This is a genomic window from Lysinibacillus boronitolerans JCM 21713 = 10a = NBRC 103108, assembly GCF_000772935.1.
In the GTDB taxonomy this organism is placed as follows: Bacteria; Bacillota; Bacilli; order Bacillales_A; family Planococcaceae; genus Lysinibacillus; species Lysinibacillus boronitolerans.
Genome location: NZ_JPVR01000079.1, coordinates 135,126 through 151,763, shown reverse-complemented (window position 1 = coordinate 151,763; position 16,638 = coordinate 135,126). Strand labels below are relative to the sequence as shown.

General features: G+C 37.5%; 20 protein-coding genes and 1 other annotated feature (1 of these 21 cut by a window edge). Of the genes, 15 read left to right on the top strand and 5 right to left on the bottom strand.

The annotated features are described in order from the left end of the window. Nucleotides 1–6: 6 nt before the first annotated feature. The 7 genes from CD31_RS17645 to CD31_RS17615 all read left to right on the top strand — a co-directional run bounded on the left by CD31_RS17645 (nt 7) and on the right by CD31_RS17615 (nt 5,803). On the top strand, nt 7–786 hold the full coding sequence (locus CD31_RS17645) for an ABC transporter ATP-binding protein (RefSeq protein WP_036079811.1): 780 nt from the start codon (nt 7–9) through the stop codon (nt 784–786). Next, nucleotides 786–1,556, top strand: coding sequence for an alpha/beta hydrolase (locus CD31_RS17640; protein ID WP_036079547.1), 771 nt, complete (start codon nt 786–788; stop codon nt 1,554–1,556). The genes CD31_RS17645 and CD31_RS17640 overlap by 1 nt, the downstream gene beginning before the upstream one ends. Nucleotides 1,557–1,677: 121 nt before the next feature. After that, nucleotides 1,678–3,249: a BCCT family transporter gene (locus tag CD31_RS17635; RefSeq protein WP_036079545.1), complete on the top strand. Its 1,572-nt coding sequence runs from the start codon at nt 1,678–1,680 to the stop codon at nt 3,247–3,249. A gap of 82 nt (nt 3,250–3,331) precedes the next feature. Beyond that, a complete protein-coding gene (locus CD31_RS17630) occupies nt 3,332–3,805 on the top strand; it encodes a GNAT family N-acetyltransferase (protein ID WP_036079543.1) in 474 nt (157 codons plus the stop codon). Nucleotides 3,806–3,816: 11 nt separating this feature from the next. Then, entirely contained in the window at nt 3,817–4,464 is a 648-nt protein-coding gene (locus CD31_RS17625) for a hypothetical protein (protein ID WP_036079541.1), read from the top strand. 72 nt (nt 4,465–4,536) lie between these two features. Then, nucleotides 4,537–5,016: a hypothetical protein gene (locus tag CD31_RS17620; protein ID WP_036079540.1), complete on the top strand. Its 480-nt coding sequence runs from the start codon at nt 4,537–4,539 to the stop codon at nt 5,014–5,016. A gap of 271 nt (nt 5,017–5,287) precedes the next feature. Then, nucleotides 5,288–5,803: a YfiT family bacillithiol transferase gene (locus tag CD31_RS17615; RefSeq protein WP_036079538.1), complete on the top strand. Its 516-nt coding sequence runs from the start codon at nt 5,288–5,290 to the stop codon at nt 5,801–5,803. 121 nt (nt 5,804–5,924) lie between these two features. Here CD31_RS17615 and CD31_RS17610 read toward each other — a convergent pair whose 3' ends face one another. Both CD31_RS17610 and CD31_RS17605 read right to left on the bottom strand, forming a co-directional pair. Next, on the bottom strand, nt 5,925–6,551 hold the full coding sequence (locus CD31_RS17610; protein WP_036079536.1) for an exosporium glycoprotein BclB-related protein: 627 nt from the start codon (nt 6,549–6,551) through the stop codon (nt 5,925–5,927). 163 nt (nt 6,552–6,714) lie between these two features. Then, the gene (locus tag CD31_RS17605) at nt 6,715–7,905 is read right to left on the bottom strand and encodes a hypothetical protein (protein WP_036079534.1); all 1,191 of its coding nucleotides are present in this window, start codon (nt 7,903–7,905) and stop codon (nt 6,715–6,717) included. Between the two features lie 235 nt (nt 7,906–8,140). On the opposite strand from CD31_RS17605, the gene CD31_RS17600 reads away from it, so the two are divergent. From CD31_RS17600 to CD31_RS17585, 4 genes are all read left to right on the top strand, one after another. Then, nucleotides 8,141–8,791, top strand: a complete 651-nt coding sequence (locus tag CD31_RS17600; protein WP_004231775.1) for a BMQ_0737 family morphogenetic spore coat protein — start codon at nt 8,141–8,143, stop codon at nt 8,789–8,791. 85 nt (nt 8,792–8,876) lie between these two features. Then, nucleotides 8,877–9,449: a hypothetical protein gene (locus CD31_RS17595; protein ID WP_036079532.1), complete on the top strand. Its 573-nt coding sequence runs from the start codon at nt 8,877–8,879 to the stop codon at nt 9,447–9,449. Further along, nucleotides 9,442–9,723, top strand: a complete 282-nt coding sequence (locus CD31_RS17590; RefSeq protein WP_016993047.1) for a hypothetical protein — start codon at nt 9,442–9,444, stop codon at nt 9,721–9,723. The genes CD31_RS17595 and CD31_RS17590 overlap by 8 nt, the downstream gene beginning before the upstream one ends. An 11-nt stretch (nt 9,724–9,734) precedes the next feature. After that, nucleotides 9,735–10,469 (top strand): hypothetical protein, encoded by a 735-nt coding sequence (locus tag CD31_RS17585; protein ID WP_036079529.1) that lies wholly within the window; start codon nt 9,735–9,737, stop codon nt 10,467–10,469. Nucleotides 10,470–10,667: 198 nt separating this feature from the next. Here CD31_RS17585 and rpmG read toward each other — a convergent pair whose 3' ends face one another. Further along, entirely contained in the window at nt 10,668–10,817 is a 150-nt protein-coding gene (gene rpmG / locus CD31_RS17580) for a 50S ribosomal protein L33 (protein ID WP_004231780.1), read from the bottom strand. Between the two features lie 169 nt (nt 10,818–10,986). On the opposite strand from rpmG, the gene CD31_RS17575 reads away from it, so the two are divergent. Next, complete coding sequence (locus CD31_RS17575) at nt 10,987–12,180, top strand: GTP-binding protein (protein WP_036079527.1); 1,194 nt, start codon at nt 10,987–10,989, stop codon at nt 12,178–12,180. A gap of 20 nt (nt 12,181–12,200) precedes the next feature. Here the strand turns inward: CD31_RS17575 and CD31_RS17570 are convergent, their stop codons facing one another. Then, a complete protein-coding gene (locus CD31_RS17570) occupies nt 12,201–12,743 on the bottom strand; it encodes an isoprenylcysteine carboxyl methyltransferase family protein (protein WP_036079526.1) in 543 nt (180 codons plus the stop codon). A 1-nt stretch (nt 12,744) separates the two neighbouring features. Continuing rightward, nucleotides 12,745–13,827 carry a type III polyketide synthase gene (locus CD31_RS17565; protein WP_036079524.1) on the bottom strand — a complete coding sequence of 361 codons (1,083 nt, stop codon included), beginning with the start codon at nt 13,825–13,827 and terminating at the stop codon, nt 12,745–12,747. A 392-nt stretch (nt 13,828–14,219) separates the two neighbouring features. On the opposite strand from CD31_RS17565, the gene rsgA reads away from it, so the two are divergent. The 3 genes from rsgA to CD31_RS17550 are packed head-to-tail and all read left to right on the top strand — an operon-like array spanning nt 14,220 to nt 16,396. Continuing rightward, complete coding sequence (gene rsgA, locus CD31_RS17560) at nt 14,220–15,290, top strand: ribosome small subunit-dependent GTPase A (RefSeq protein WP_036079522.1); 1,071 nt, start codon at nt 14,220–14,222, stop codon at nt 15,288–15,290. 17 nt (nt 15,291–15,307) lie between these two features. Continuing rightward, on the top strand, nt 15,308–15,733 hold the full coding sequence (fosM, locus tag CD31_RS17555; RefSeq protein ID WP_036079808.1) for a FosM family fosfomycin resistance protein: 426 nt from the start codon (nt 15,308–15,310) through the stop codon (nt 15,731–15,733). Between the two features lie 15 nt (nt 15,734–15,748). Continuing rightward, entirely contained in the window at nt 15,749–16,396 is a 648-nt protein-coding gene (locus tag CD31_RS17550) for an HAD hydrolase-like protein (protein ID WP_036079520.1), read from the top strand. An 88-nt stretch (nt 16,397–16,484) separates the two neighbouring features. Beyond that, nucleotides 16,485–16,638: a binding site (T-box leader), on the top strand (it continues 107 nt past the right edge of the window).

Genomic DNA, 16,638 nt, shown 5'->3' with positions numbered 1-16,638 from the left:
TTTAGAATGGAAAACCTGGCTTCAGGTTATGAGCAGGTACGTGTCTTTGAAGGGTTAAATTTAACAATAGAAGAGGGCAAAGTGACGACAATTATCGGTCCAAATGGTTGTGGTAAATCTACCCTCCTTAAAACGATAGGACGTATTTTAAAAAAACAACAAGGTACGGTTTATTTGCAGGAGCAAAATATGCAAAATTTATCGACCAAAGATATTGCCAAGAAGTTAGCAATATTATCTCAAACACCTGTTGCTCCTGGTCAATTAAAAGTGGAGGAGTTAATTGCGTATGGTCGCTATCCACATCGCAACAATGTTAATCGCTTAACAAATAAGGATGAGGAAATGATTGAATGGGCTTTAACGGTTACCAATACAATGGAATACCGAAATAGAGACCTTGCACAGCTTTCAGGAGGACAACGTCAACGTGTTTGGCTAGCGATGGCCTTAGCGCAGGAAACAAATATCTTGCTATTAGATGAACCTACTACTTATTTAGATATGGCACATCAGCTCGAGGTATTGGACATTGTTAAAAGTTTAAATGAGATGCATAGCTGTACAATAGTGATGGTTCTACATGATATTAACCACGCTGCCAGATATTCAGATCATCTAATTGCAATGCGTAAGGGTATTATCATGCAAACTGGCACGCCACAGGAGATTTTAAGTGCTGAGGTGATGCGTAAAGTATTTAATATTGATGCGCGCATTATGGAAGATCCTGTAACAAATACACCTGTATGTTATGGCTATGAAATTTTGAAGGAGGATATCTAATGAATATAGCTAAAGTAGACTACGTTACACAACAAATGACTTCAAAATTGACAAATTATTCGTACACGATTAACATCTATGTGCCAAATGAGGAAGCACCACAAAATGGCTTCCCAGTTTTGTATGTACTCGATGGCTCCTCCTATTTTAATCTTGTAAAGGAAGCGGTGCGTTTACAAAGTCGTAATGCACCAAAAACAGGTGTCCTTCCAGCTATCGTTATTGGAATTGGTCATGGCGATGATATGCGTGAAAGAAGATTTTATGATTTTACAGCGCCAGCAGAGACATATCTATATCCAGAAAGATTTAAAGGAAAAGGTCATGAAAAGCTTGGAGGAGCAGTGGATTTTAGTCGCTTTATTGAAGAAGAGTTAAAGCCAACGATTGAGTCACAATATCCAGTAAATAAAGTACAGCAAGCTCTATTTGGTCATTCCCTAGGAGGATACTTTGCGCTTTGGCAACTATTTCACCACCAATCCAGCTTCCAACGCTATCTAGCTATTAGCCCTTCTATTTGGTGGAATGAGCATGAGCTGGTGCAATGTGCTTCAGTATTTCTGAACGAGCATCAGGACATGGACGAAACTTTGTTTATGAGCGCAGGTGAACTTGAAACCTTTATGGTGGATGATGCGCGACAAATGGCGGCAGTTTTAAAAAAAATAATGGCGGTAGATTTTTACGAGGCTTTAGATGAAAATCATGCTTCGATTGTACCAACTGTTATGAGTAGAGCCCTGCGTTTTATGCATAAAGCACATTAATAGGTAGACCGCATAGTCTTTTGATAATGCGGTTTCTTTTTTTATTTATTAATAAAATAACTGAATTGTACGCATAATAAAGGAAATTTGGTCATCTGTCTGGGATAAATGGAGGCGCTGTATGCAAAATAAAATTTTAAAAAACCCAGTATTTCTTATTTCTAGTGGAGCAATTTTTCTCTTAGTCATTATCGGAGCAACGATACCGGAAAAATTTAAGAACGTAGCAAACAGCGTATTTCATATGACAACGGATTATTTCGGCTGGTTTTATTTAATGTCTGTCTTTATTATCGTTTTATTTTTATTCGGTCTGGCAATTAGTAAATACGGAACAATTCGCTTAGGATCAGAAGATGGTCGTCCTGAGTTTAGTTTTCTAACATGGATTTCTATGCTCTTTTCAGCTGGACTTGGTGTCGGCCTGGTGTTTTGGGGTGTAGCTGAGCCGATGAGTCATTATTTTTCACCTCCTTTCAGTGATACAAAGCCTCTATCAACGGATGCAGCCCGACTGGCGATGGGATATTCATTCTTTCATTGGGGATTAAGCCAGTGGTCTGTTTATGCCATATTGGGTCTTGTTATGGCCTATGTACAATTCAATAAAAAAAGAAATATGCTTATCTCCACTGCTTTAGAGCCTGTCACTGGAACAAATCGAGTCGTTAAAGGAGCGATCGATATTCTCGCAGTAATTGCTACAGTTATGGGGGTAGCAACGTCTATAGGGCTAGGCGTATTACAAACAAATGGCGGTTTAACTTTCGTCTTTGGTTTGCCAGATACATTTATCTTGCAAGTAGCCATTATTTTTATCATGTTTATTGGCTATATGCTATCAGCCACAACAGGTCTACAAAAAGGGATGAAGATCCTGAGTAATGTCAATATGACTTTAGCAATTGTCTTACTTTTATTTGTTTTTATTACAGGCCCAACAATCTTTATACTTGAAACCTTTACATTAGCTATTGGGGATTATATTTCAAACTTTATTCAATATAGTTTAAGGATGCAGCCATACGTTGGTGGGACTTGGGTGAAGGATTGGACGATCTTTTACTGGGCATGGGCGATCGCTTGGTCACCATTTGTAGGCTCCTTTATAGCTCGTGTATCTAAAGGCAGGACTATTCGAGAATTTATTATAGGGGTTTTAATTATCCCGCCCCTCATTGCCTGCTTTTGGATTGCGACCTTTGGTGGAACCGCAATGTGGTTTGATTTACATCAAGATGCACAAATCGCTCAATCTGTTCATAATGATGTAACGGTTGCGCTTTTCCAGCTGTTAGAACACTTACCGCTTTCAACAATTGCATCTACCATTGGAATACTTTTAATCATAATATTTTTAATTACCTCTGCTGATTCGGCCACCTTTATTATGGCGAGTATGACGACAAAAGGTTCTTTAAATCCCACGATTTTATCAAAGCTAGTATGGGGTGTTTTAATGGCAGCTATTTCAGGCGTTTTATTGTATACAGGCGGGCTTGAAGCATTGCAAACGGCCTCATTAATCGCTGCATTACCCTTTACAGTGGTGTTACTTTTATTAATGATTTCTTATATTAAAATGATGAAGGAAGAGATTATTCCTCTTAAGAAAAAGGATATCCAACGTTTGAAAATAGCAAGAAAGCATATTGAAAAGGAAGCAAAAGTGAAAGACAAACATACTAAGTAGTAGGCCGTATTCGAAATAATACGGTTTCTTTTTGTTTTAATTTGCACTATTATGAACAAAAAACGATAGGAGGTGCTTAAGGTTGGAAATTGTTTTAGCAGAGAGCAAGGATGCCCCAGTTATACATCAGGTGATGCTACAGGCGTTTCAAGAATATGAAAAAGCTACTCCACCATCCAGTGCACTAAGTGAAACGGTGGATTCAATAGAACAGGCAATGCAGCAAAATGAACAAGCATTTATTGGGTATATCAATAAACAACCAGTTGCCATTGCAAGGTTTACGCTCAGTTCAAAGGGGATTTATTTTTATAGACTTTCAGTGATCCCAGAAAGACAAGGTCAAGGTTTAGCAAAAGTACTGATCTGTCAGCTCGAACAATATGCACTATCGAAAGGGGTAACAATTAGTCGGTGCAAAGTACGTATGAGTGTTCCGCGTAATATTGAGTTATATCGCTCATTAGGTTATGTTGTAACGACAGAGGAAATGGTGAAAAATCGTAATGGTAACTCTCTAGCAATAGTAACAATGGAAAAGAGACTTTCCAATTAGGAGGAGTTTAATTGAGAAAAAAGCTCGGCTGCTTGCATGCTCATTATTCCAATATAGAATACATAGAGCAAGCTTTTCAAAGCGATGAAGATATAGAGATAATCCATTTTGTAGACCCTGGCGTTATAAAGCATGTGTCTAAAGGGAGTAATGATTTAGCACATAAAGTTAAGGAGCAAATTGAATGGATAATTAGCTGTGATGTGGATGCAATCTTAATAACGTGTACAAATTATATAGCTTTATTAAAGGATGAAACTTTGTCCAATCTCCCGATCCCCATCATAAAGATTGATGAGCCCTATTTTGAAAGTATATGTAGTAAGCATCAGCCTCAAACGATACTTTTCACAAATCCAGCAACTGTAGAAGGAACGATGGCAAGACTTCACCAATATGCTAAGCATCAAGGAATATCAGTAGATGTGGTAGCGAAAGTTATTGAACATACATTTGATCTTATTATGCAGGGGAAAAAAGAAGCCTATGACGAGGTTATTTTAAGAACTTTGCATACTTTATCTGCTGAGCAAAAATCCATATCGGTTGCCCAGCTATCGATGGTAGATGCAGCACAACAATTTGAAGATCACACCAGGATTAAAATTCTTCATCCATTAAAGCCATTAGTGAATATTGTAAAGAGTACGATGAAGTAATAGTTTCGTAATTTACAGAATTATCTGTAACAATATCGTTGAAACAAACGTTTCATAGGAAAGGGGGATGTTATGAAACGAATTGTATTTTTATGTATAATGCTATTATTCTTAGTGGGCTGTGCAGATGAAGCAAAGGTTACAATACCTGAGGATCTACCCGAATTTGTGCAAGAAGATGATTTTGCATCCGTTGATTGGGATAAAAAGGCAGTGGAATTTGGTGATAGAGGTATTATTGGTAATGCCGATAAATCAGGTGTCATAGGTGCGAATATGCCAAGTTTAAGCACACAAAAATGGATGTGGCATCTATGGGGAATAGATGAAGTACGGGATACGGAGTTAACGATTATTGGATACCATAGAGACTCTAAAGTCGTACAACCGATTTTAGTGGATGGCTGGAGCATAAGGCTTGGCGGACCTGTTAATGGAGCAGATGCACATACACCTTCTCATGTGAAAATTCCTCAGTCTGGTGAATGGGCTATTTTACTGTATACAAATGGAAAATATTTTGATACGTTGATATACGATATCCAGGAATAATAGTAAACCCTTATTTTGTAATTATTTATACTTATAAAATAAGGGTTTTTGATGTTTGTATATGTATTGGGAAAGGAGGTGTATGGTGTGCCCATGTAAGCTTGCATTGTGTATTGCTTTCATATTTCTGAAATGCACAAGATGCTGAAGACGCCATTCAGAAAGTATATGTAAATACGAAAAGCTATTGAACATAGATAATTACAGTGCATGGTTGTAGCAAGAAAAATATTAAATTGGTAAGATAAAAAATAAAATGGAGGTCAGCAATATGAAAGATTTACGTTATCCCATTGGACAATTCCAATTTCCCAAAGAAATGAATTCACAGCAAGTACTAGAGTGGATTAATGAAATTCGTTTGTTACCAAAACAACTTGCAGAGGCATTAAGTGGTGCAAGCGAGCAAGACTTAGTAAAATCTTACCGTGAAAATGGCTGGACTGTGACACAGCTAGTCCATCATATTGCTGATAGTCATATGAATAGCTATATTCGTTTTAAGCTAGCGTTAACAGAGGATGTACCAACCATTAAGCCATACAATGAGGCAGAATGGGCACAGTTACCTGATTCTGAAATGCCAGTAACAACTTCTTTTGATTTAATAGAAAGTTTACATGAACGATGGGTTTATTTATTGACAAGCTTAACAGATGAACAATTACAACGAGTATTTAATCATCCTGATTCAGGACTGACAACACTGGAGCAAGCAATCGGTTTATATGCTTGGCATGGTAAGCATCATTTGGCACATATTCAGAATGCTTTGATGAAAGTATAAAAAAGTGTCTAAAGACAAGAAGAAATAGCAAGTTGACCTCTAATTATTTATAAATACAAGAGGTCAACCCTAGTGCTAAATAACTATTATTTGATAGTAATTAATTTAAACTGGAAACTTTTTATGAGATTGTAATACCTGCACTTGCTGTTCCTGTAATAATTTGTGCTACAGTAACTCCTGTAGTTGCTGCAATTGAGAATACCATAACTAATTTATCACCTGTAACAACTGGAACTGGAGCAACATTAGCTGAACCAAATGTAATTTCTCCAGCGCTTAAAGGTCCAGTAAGTGGCGGAGCTAGATCTACAACTGCGCCTGTAGCAGTGTATACGTTACTTCCTGCTGGTGCACGATAGATTTGCGCTCTTAATGTTGTTGTACCTACAATTGCTGCACCTAAAAAAGCAGAAAAAGATGCAGAAATTGCTGTTATATTACCAGCACGTGGCACAACAAATGCCTCTGTTACAATACCTGATAAGTCTAGAGTATTGCCTACAATAGTAACGCCTGGAACCGCTGTACCGAATCCAATAAGCGAAGGCACACTAATAACTCCTTCACCAACAGTAGCTAATGCAACAGTAGTTAAACCTGAAGAAAATGCAATAATTGAACCTGTGTTAACTGTTGGAGGAATACACGCTGCATCAATTGCTACAAACGGTCCAAGTGCAGTACACTGTCCATTACCATTATGGCCATTACCAGAGCAACCACACATTGAATTATTCAAACACATTTTTACACCCCCTTTCTTCATTATTCTATTCATTTCAGATTAGGGGTTAAGGGCAATTATCTACTTCACCTATAAATTCAATGATTTCTTAATGACAGCTTTTATTTGACACATAAAGACATCCACTATGTATGTTTTGACATAGTGGATGTTTAAGAAAATGTTAACTCCATCTTTTAAAGAAATCGAAAAATGAGTTTTTTCCTTTTTTAGGTTCTTCCTCAATCGGCTTGTTTACAGGTTCAAGCTGCATGATCTCTTCATCAAAGGACGGATGAACCTCATAGGTTGCATCAGCATGATACACTTCAACATATTCTTCTTCTGTTTCCAATGAAGGAGAATGATCTATATCTGCAGGTTCTGCTACTGTCTCTGCAATGATTTGGTTGAGAGGCTCACTAGCTATTGCTTCAATGTCTTGACTAACAGGCTCGCTAGGTTGCTCTAAGATAACTTGTTCTATCGAGTCATTAATTACAATGGGCTTCTCCAGATTGTTATGCTCATTCTCAGTTTTTACAACCTCCGCAGGATTATTGAATGTTTCAGTTTTAGTGCTATCTGATTCATTAACAATAGAAGATTGTAAAGTATCATTCTCGATGTTTTCCTCGCTTGAAGCTGGCTGTACGGCAGATGGATCATAAACACTTACTGGAACTTCCTTTGCATCCATGGCATTTTTAAAATGGAAGGTGGATTCAACTGTCGTGTTTCTGTATAAACCATTGTATATTTGGCTGGGGTGTGTATTGATTGATTGGAAATATTGCTGATTAAAATGCCGTTCTTCAGGTTTAGTTTCCGGTAGACCATTCTGAGGAGAGGGACCCCCGATGTTTACATTAGGTTGGTGGTTTTTGGCTTTTCCTGCCACACTTTGTAATAGTCTATAAGAAGGTTGTGCTGATGTAATTGTAGTTTGATCTGCGGTTTGGGTCATTCTAGGTTGTCTAGGTAAAAGATTAGGATAAGTTTGAGCAGGCATGTCAATGGAGGGAGGTACGGTTTTTGTATCATTTCCTTTAACTGGCAATAGTTTGTTTAAAATTGATAAAATCTCTTGGTTCATTCCTTCAATGGTTTGATTCAAAGACTCAAGCTGTGTTGAAAGAACCCTAATTTGATCGTCGTAACCTTTTATATATGAATTTTGTTTAGTATCCAATGTCTCTGTGATCCCTTCTAAATGGGCCATCTGTGTTTTTAGTCCATCAAACTCCTGCTTCATATAAAGGAAATCTTCAATTGAATTCCCCGTTTTTAACGAGGTTAACGATTCTCTATAAGATTCAATTTTTTGCTTTAAATTTTCAATTTCTTGAGTGGTATACAATTTTGACTCTTCCATTGTAGTTCACCCCTTTCAGTCCATTATTAGTTTATTAAAAATATTGACTTTCTGTTACAAATATAACGGTTCTTTCAACATTTTGATTCGTATCGTTAATGAGAGAAGTGTATGAAAACAAATCTTGATTGATTTTAATAAATATCCAATGTAACTATTTGTTAGCCCATGCACTTATAGCTGAAAAACATATGCTACAAACGAAAGATAAAAATTTTATGGAGGTGTCAAAAGGATGCAAGAGCATATGCCATCCCAGGCGCAGGAACTAATCTGTATAAATGTTGATAAGGTATACGACTGGATTGTAAAAGAAATGTCGTTTGATATTTCACCTACTGGACCAATTACATTCCCAGGTGTTACAGCAACTACTGACTTAACAGGTGCTATTGTTACTTGTCGAGTAATTCCAGCAACTACAAATCCAATTGTGATTCTGAACCGTGAGAATCGCCAATTCTCTATTGATGGATCAACTGTTTGTCTGCAACATCTAAATGTTCAAAAGAACTTCATTCTAACAATTGTCGTTACTTTACCTAATGGTACTGTTTTCACAAGCAATAATATTCCAGTTTCTCGCTGTGAGCAAGTGACATTATGTGCACCTAAGGGAACAGACGTTGAAATTTTATACACAGATTTAGATTGCTTCGTTTGTACAACAGGAACACTTAGTGTTGGAACAGGTGCTGCAGCAGGTACAATCACGTTCTCTGCGTTAACAATTACTGTTGCTGTTTGTCAAAGTATTCAATCTACATTCCCAGTTACAGTGGAATTTTTAGCAACTTTCTGCGAACCAAGAGCAGACTTACCATTCTCATGTCCAACTGCGGTTCGTCCACAACAATGCCCAGTTATTTTCCCAACTGTTGGTTAATTGTGATAACAAAAAGAAGAAAGTCATACTATGGAAGAGAGGGTAATCCTCTCTTTTTTTAATGGAAATAATAAGGAGGTTTAAAGTGACAGATCGTATTGAAGACAAAATACAGGCACTAAAAGAACAAACAAATGCCTATGTTCATGATATTAAAAGGTTGGTTGAGGGATTAGCAATTCCGAATAGGATTAACCTCATCAGTTATTTTACAACTTCATTAAATATTTCCTATGATCCTGAGCAAGAGAGTTTATGTTTAGGCTCTTATCATATTCGTAATATTGGAAGTGCAGCCATCACGAACCCATCTCTGTGTATAACAATACCCAAGGAGTCACCGTTTTACTTTTCGGGGAGATATGTTCATGAAAATTTCACGCCCAATTTTAAGACACAGGGGCAGAGTCAGTGGGAGCGCTTTAATGACAAATCAAGCAAAGAAGAATATTGGCTGAGACCGGTTGGTAAATCAATAATCGAACCGAATGAAACCATTTCATTTACCAATTTTCAAATAAAATGGTCCCATAATTTATCATATTCAGGGACGATTATGGGTTTTACATATTGCGATCAGCTCACAGAAGGTGTTGTAGTTTTAAATCCTATAAATCTAAATGGAATGGGCCAAACACAGGAGGAAGACAATGGGTGACAACGAAAAACAAGAGTTTGGTAGTGTAATTCAGCAATTAGTGAAGGAACAGCTAAGTCGTCGTAATGAACAAGATAATAGCTTTGCATTTCTTGAAAAAAGCACATTACAGCTATTAATTGCCTATCTTGTTACAGGTGAAAAGAGTCATGTTGAACAACTAGAGAATCCACAATTAGAAGGAAAGTGGATGAAGCAGCTGGATGAATTACTAGAGGAAAGTAGAGAGCAGTTTGAAGAGGTGGTCGATTTACTAAAAAGATATTCAGGCTAGGGGGTGTGATGATGGACAATGAGATTGTGAAAAACAATGATCCAATACAGCTCCAACAAATGATTATTTTTTTAAGGGCCGAGTTAGCTAAGTACAAAAATGAGGTGAAAAGACTTAGAGATAGTGATTATTACGCTTTGGTTCTTCGACTTGAAAGAGAAAATGTTCAATTAACAAGGCATAAAAAAGATCTTTCGATGGAGCTACTAAAGTTGAAAAGAGACTTTGATAAGGAATTACAAGCTTACGATGAACAAATTCAGAAAAGAGAAGCGCAAAGAAAAAAACAAATTGCATCCATTGAGGCTTTATTAAAGGAATTGGCAGAATTACGAGCTGAAAATAAGTCATTGATGGACAATATTCAAGCATCAAAGGAAGCTACGATCAATACAAATGAAAGATCTATAATTGAAAGCATAGATAAAAAATTAAGTGACTATACAATCATAGCAGGTAAACAAATGGAGAATATTATAGAGAAACTAGAAAAATACCATAGAGAGAAAGTAGAGTCGGACAGCCTTCATCGACATTTATTAAGGGAGTTAGAGACGAAAAATCTAGAAATTGAGAGACTATCCAATGAATTAGATGCAGTAAAAAAACAATCTAAGGATAATGGCATATCAATGAAACAAGGGATTAATATTGATGAACAAATAGATTTTAGATTACGTATGCTCGATGAATTAGATCAGAAATTGAATGAACTAGCGTTAGAAATCAATAGTGAGCAGCTTTAGCTGGGGAAATTTCATCATGACTGTTTCAAAAGTATGCCTTTGAAACAGTCATTTTTTATTGCTTCGAATAGGAATCTTCTAAGAAGGGTCCAACCGCTCATAGAGGAAGACGCTCCTGCCACTCACATAGTAGAAGGCACCGCTCCAAAACAGGTTAGATCCGCTCCAGAAGATATCATCTTGATCCCCATTCCAATATTACTTTGTTTCTCTATGCAGGGTTACACGTTTCAGGCGAGGAGAGTACTTTTTAAGCTCCAATCTTTCGGGATTATTACGTTTATTTTTAGTAGTAATATAGTTTTTATCACCTGTTTCAGTACAGGCTAGTGTTACTTGTACACGCATTGAAGGGCCTCCTTTTAAATAGTAATTATTACGATTTAAACAATATATTTCTCGCTGGATATTGTCAAGTTTAATTTCACTAGTAATAAAAAGCTTTGCATTTTCCAAAGTAATATGATTTAATTACAAATTGTAAATGGTAATGATTACGATTTGAGGAGTTGTAAGAATGACAAAGAAAATTCCTGTTACAGTATTGAGTGGATATTTAGGTTCTGGTAAGACAACAATGATGAATCATGTATTGCAAAACAAAAAGGATTTACGTGTCGCTGTTATTGTGAATGATATGAGTGAAATTAATATTGATGCGGAGCTTATCGCAAATGGTAGCGGTATATCACGTACAGAAGAGAAATTTGTGGAGCTATCGAATGGTTGTATTTGCTGTACATTACGAGAGGATCTATTGCAGGAGGTGGAACGTCTTTCGAAGCTAGGCAATATTGATTACATTTTGATTGAATCGACAGGGATTAGTGAGCCGATTCCAGTTGCACAAACATTTAGTTATTTAGACGAGGAGCTTGGCATTGATTTAACGAAGTTTTGTCGATTAGATACAATGGTTACTGTCGTAGATGCCCATCGTTTTTGGCATGATTTTCAGTCTGGGGAAAGCTTATTGGAGAGGAAGGAAGCTGTTGGTGAATTAGATGAGCGTGATGTTGCAGACCTTCTTATTGATCAAATTGAATTTTGTGATGTCCTTATTTTAAATAAGTGCGATTTAGTATCCGCAGAGGAGCTTGAGCGATTAGAACGTATTTTACGTGCATTACAGCCTGAGGCAAAACTTATACGTACAACAAATGGTGTTATTGATCCAGTTGAAATTTTAAATACGGGGCGCTTTGACTTTGAACGTGTCTCTGAATCGGCTGGTTGGTTAAAGGAGTTGGAGCTTGGTCATGAAAACCATACACCAGAGACTGAGGAGTACGGGATCTCTTCTTTTACCTATAAACGCAAAAGACCGTTTCATCCGATGCGCTTTGTTGAGTGGTGTGATCACATGCCAGATTCAATAGTACGAGCGAAGGGTATTATTTGGAGTGCAAGACATCAGGAAGTTGCGCTATTATTATCGCAAGCGGGGTCATCTGCAAAAATTGAACCAGTCTCTTATTGGGTAGCGGCACTTTCTCAAGCCCAGCAGCAGGATGTATTCCAGCAAAGCCCTGAAGTATTGGAAGATTGGGATGAAGAGTTCGGAGATCGAATGACACAACTTGTGATTATTGGCATTGATCTAGATCGAGAAGACATCACTAAACAGTTGGACAACTGTCTGTTAACAAATGAAGAGTTTCAGAACCCTTGGGAACGTCTACAAGATCCCTTTAACTGGGAATGGCAATAAAGAAGAAAAGAAGATTTCGGCTAAGACTCCGAAATCTTCTTTTGAAATACACGATTATAATTAGTAGCATCTCGTAATGCTTTTTCTTCTATAGGTATTCGGACAGAAAGCATTGTAATATTGAGTAATGTAAAACAAAATGCTGTAAAGTAAGCCTGAAACATGAGTGGTAGCAAAAGGATTTCTAAACAAACTACCGCATAATTGGGGTGGCGCATATATTCATATGGCCCTTTACGAACAACTTGTGCGTCAGGTAAAATGAGGATTTTTGTATTCCAAAAAGTGCCTAAAGAGCGAATACACCAGATCCGCAAAGCCTGCACTGCTAAAAATAATATAAAAAATAACGGAAATAAGGGCGAGATACCATTGTTGTTTGTGACGATTTCCACTATTAAAAACAGAAAAAAGCTAATATGCATGGCTACCATATAGGGGTAGTGTGAAGCACCTACTTCATAGGCTCCTTGTGAAAGCATCCATTTCTCATTGCGCTTGGCAATGACAACTTCTGTCAATCTTTGTAGAACGACAAGGATAAAAATAAAATAGAAGATCATGTTACTCCCTCCAGTTTAATAATACAGCTTCTGCACAAAAACCAGGGCCAAGAGCTACGAGCAAGCCTGTATCCTCCACTTGTCCTTCATTTAACATAAACTGCTCTAATACGTATAACACTGTTGGTGATGACATATTACCATGTCGTCTCAATATTTCCCGAGAAATGTCGGTTTTTTGGGGAGATAGATAAAGTGTATCTTCATAAGCTTTTAATACCTTTTTTCCTCCAGGATGCGCAATAAAATGAGTCAATTGTTCGCTATACAGTCCTTGTGCCATTAAAAATTGCTCAATGAAAGGTCCAAGCCAATTGGTAATAATAGAAGGAATACTTTTTTGGAAAACGACATGAAACCCGTTGTTTTTCACATCCCAACCCATTACATTTTCCGAATCTGGCATCCATTTAGAACCTGTAGCTATAATATTAGGGGTTGGCCTTTTTGTTGCGATAGCTACTTCATCCCCACAAACAAGTATGCATGCTGCACCATCGGCAAAAAGAGAAGCACCAATTAAATTACTTTTAGAAAAATCATTTGGCTGAAAAGTGAGGCTACATAACTCGACACAAACGACAAGTACCTTTGCATATGGATGGGCTTTACAAAAATCATAGGCTCTGCTTATACCAGCGGCTCCTCCTGCACAACCAAGACCCCATAGAGGAATGCGTTTAAGTCGATCTGAAAAGGGAATTTTGTTCATAACACGTGCGTCAATGCTAGGTGTTGAAATTCCTGTACTGCTAACAAAAATGATGGCATCGATGTCCTCAGTAGGAATAGGTGAGGATAAAAAAGCTGTATTAGCTAAACATGCTTGAATGACATTTACGCTGTATTGTGTAGCTAACTCAATATATAAATTATTACGTTCTTCAAAGGAGTGATTCGTACGATGCCATTCAGCTGGCACACAAAAATGGCGTGTGTTGATGCCACCATTTTCAAAAACCTTTAAGTAGCGCTCTAGTTTTGGAATTTTTGCATAAAAAAGCTCTTTCGTTAGTTCCTCTGCGTTATCTTGCTGTAATGTGTAAGGTGGTTGATATGTGCTAATTGAAATGATTTTAGGCAATCCAACATCTCCTCGCATTTAATGGTTTTGTTCATTGTATGCGTGGATGATTGGAATAAATGCTTATAATATTGTAATTGACAATTTCTGAAAATTTAGCTATATTGATAACAACTAAATGGAAAGTAGGTGATGTGACATGATGAATAGATCTGTAATTAGCGAACTGCAATTCGGTTTGTTCAATTTCACACGCCTAAAATATACAAAGTGACGCCGTGCCATAACTCGGGGTATTTGTGTATCTTTTAAACGTGCCTGTGAAACCTTGTAACTGCCGAATTGCAGCTACAAGGTTTTTTATTGTAGTTCCAAAAGGTGAATTGCGATAGGGCCTCTTGCGGATGACAACTATTTTCGCTGAGGCATCATACGTTTAGGAGGAAAATAAATTGAATTTAACAACATTAGGTTTTACAACATATTTTGAAGAGCAAATGATAGAAATGAAAAAACAGGCTAAATTAAAAAATTGTGTGCCTGCAAGGGTTACTTTAGAGCATAAGCATTCTTATCGGGTGTTAGCTGAAGAGGGAGAATGGCTTGCGACAATTGCTGGTCATTATGCGTATACATCTTTAGCGAGGGAGGACTATCCAGCAGTTGGTGATTGGGTGCTAGTGGAGAAAATGCCTGGTGAGGAACGAGCAATTATTCATCAGCTATTCCAACGAAAATCTGTATTTTCACGTAAAGTTGCAGGAACGGAAATTCAAGAACAGATTGTCGCATCAAATGTCGATATTGTGTTACTTGTTATGAGCTTGAACGCAGATTTTAATGTTCGACGTTTGGAGAGATATTTAGTGGCTGCTTGGGATTCAGGTGCAAAGCCCATTATTGTCCTGACAAAAGCTGATTTATGCGAGGATGTTTCGAGCTTAGTACAAGAAGTGGAGTCTGTAGCCTTTGGTGTGGATATCTTCGTAACGAGTGCTCTTTCAGGCGAAGGTCTAAAGGAAATTCAAGCGCTATTCACAGAGGGGGTGACGGGGGCATTATTGGGGTCTTCTGGAGCAGGGAAATCCACATTAACAAATGCTTTATGTGGTGAGATACTGATGAAAGTAGCGGGTATACGTGAGGATGATGCCAAGGGACGACATACAACAACCCATCGAGAGCTAGTAGTATTGCCTGCTGGCGGCTGTCTAATTGATACGCCAGGGATGCGTGAGCTTCAATTGTGGGATCAAGGGGATAGTTTAGCTTCTAGCTTTCAAGATATTGAGGAACTAGCAACGGCTTGTCGATATCGTGATTGTACACATCAAAAAGAGCCTTATTGTGCTGTGCAGCAAGCTATAGTAGATGGGGACTTGGACCAATATCGTCTACAAAGCTATTTTAAGCTGCAAAGAGAATTGGCTTATATGGAGCGCAAAACAAATACGCAAGCAAAACTTGAGGAGCAACGCAAGTGGAAGCAAATAGCCAAGGGAATGAAAAAGGGGAAGAAATAATCAATAGGAGCACAGCCATGACAATTCAAAACATCAATCATTTATTGTTTTCAGTTTCTAATTTAGAGGAATCCATCACATTTTATGAAAAAGTATTCGATGCCAAGTTGCTAGTAAAGGGGAACAGCACAGCCTATTTTGATGTAAATGGGCTGTGGCTAGCTCTGAATGTAGAAAAGGATATACCCCGTAATGACATCCATCATTCCTATACACACATTGCTTTCACAATCGCTGAGGATGACTTTGATAAGGTGTATGACAGATTGGTGCAGCTAAAGGTCAATATTTTAGCAGGTCGGCCAAGAGATGAAAAGGATAAAAAATCAATTTACTTTACAGATCCTGATGGTCATAAATTTGAATTTCATACAGGAACTTTGCAAGATCGTTTGGATTATTATAAGCAAGAAAAGCAGCATATGGTGTTTTTTGATAACTAATTAAGGAGAGATTTTATGAATAAAGCGTTTATTTTTGATATGGACGGAACATTATTTCAAACCAATCTTATTTTAGAGCCTGCGCTCGACGCAACATTTGATGTGCTGCGGACAAACGGCTTGTGGCAGGGAGAAACACCTATAGAAAAATATAGAGAAATAATGGGGGTTCCTTTACCTGTTGTGTGGGAAACATTATGTCCTATGCATGCTTTAGAGATACGAGAAGAGAGCAATGTATTATTCCATGTAAAGCTGATTGAGCAAATACGTGGACATAAAGGTGCTTTGTATCCAAACGCTGAACAAACCCTTGCAACATTGTCAGAGAATTATCCGTTATACATAGCGAGTAATGGACAGGTTGACTATTTACAAGCAATCGTCGAAACCTATCAGTTGGAGCGTTTTATAAAGGGAATCTATAGCATTCAAGCAATTGCAAGTGGGCATAAATCGGATCTGGTCAAAAGAGTTGTAGATGAAAATAAAATTGATTATGGAGCAGTGGTAGGAGATCGTTCTTCGGATATCCAAGCTGCACAGGACAATCAATTACTATCAATAGGTGTTCGCTTTGACTTTGCACAAGATAAGGAGTTAGAAAAAGCAGATATAGTAATTGATGATTTAACTGATTTGCTAAAGGTTACATTCGATTAACTTAAGAAAGTGTATCAAAAAAAGGGATGATTTAGCGACAAACATTGCATTTCCTCACAAGAAGGCGTAAAATAATGCCAATCCTATAGAAAAAGCATTGAGAAGGAAAAGTAAATTGGATTAGCATTTTATAGAGAGCCTCTGTTGGTGGAAATGAGGTAAATGAACCCTTTTGAAAATGACCTTTGAGCTTCGTACCGAAAGCTTTTTAGCCAGTAGATTACGACGAGATGGGCACTCGT

Coding starts and splice junctions, on each gene's coding strand:
- CD31_RS17645 (WP_036079811.1), top strand. CDS start 7: ATGGAAAACCTGGCTTCAGGTTATGAGCAGGTACGTGTCTTTGAAGGG.
- CD31_RS17640 (WP_036079547.1), top strand. CDS start 786: ATGAATATAGCTAAAGTAGACTACGTTACACAACAAATGACTTCAAAA.
- CD31_RS17635 (WP_036079545.1), top strand. CDS start 1,678: ATGCAAAATAAAATTTTAAAAAACCCAGTATTTCTTATTTCTAGTGGA.
- CD31_RS17620 (WP_036079540.1), top strand. CDS start 4,537: ATGAAACGAATTGTATTTTTATGTATAATGCTATTATTCTTAGTGGGC.
- CD31_RS17615 (WP_036079538.1), top strand. CDS start 5,288: ATGAAAGATTTACGTTATCCCATTGGACAATTCCAATTTCCCAAAGAA.
- CD31_RS17610 (WP_036079536.1), bottom strand. CDS start 6,551: ATGTGTTTGAATAATTCAATGTGTGGTTGCTCTGGTAATGGCCATAAT.
- CD31_RS17605 (WP_036079534.1), bottom strand. CDS start 7,905: ATGGAAGAGTCAAAATTGTATACCACTCAAGAAATTGAAAATTTAAAG.
- CD31_RS17600 (WP_004231775.1), top strand. CDS start 8,141: ATGCAAGAGCATATGCCATCCCAGGCGCAGGAACTAATCTGTATAAAT.
- CD31_RS17590 (WP_016993047.1), top strand. CDS start 9,442: ATGGGTGACAACGAAAAACAAGAGTTTGGTAGTGTAATTCAGCAATTA.
- CD31_RS17585 (WP_036079529.1), top strand. CDS start 9,735: ATGGACAATGAGATTGTGAAAAACAATGATCCAATACAGCTCCAACAA.
- rpmG (WP_004231780.1), bottom strand. CDS start 10,817: ATGCGTGTACAAGTAACACTAGCCTGTACTGAAACAGGTGATAAAAAC.
- CD31_RS17575 (WP_036079527.1), top strand. CDS start 10,987: ATGACAAAGAAAATTCCTGTTACAGTATTGAGTGGATATTTAGGTTCT.
- CD31_RS17570 (WP_036079526.1), bottom strand. CDS start 12,743: ATGATCTTCTATTTTATTTTTATCCTTGTCGTTCTACAAAGATTGACA.
- fosM (WP_036079808.1), top strand. CDS start 15,308: ATGACAATTCAAAACATCAATCATTTATTGTTTTCAGTTTCTAATTTA.
- CD31_RS17550 (WP_036079520.1), top strand. CDS start 15,749: ATGAATAAAGCGTTTATTTTTGATATGGACGGAACATTATTTCAAACC.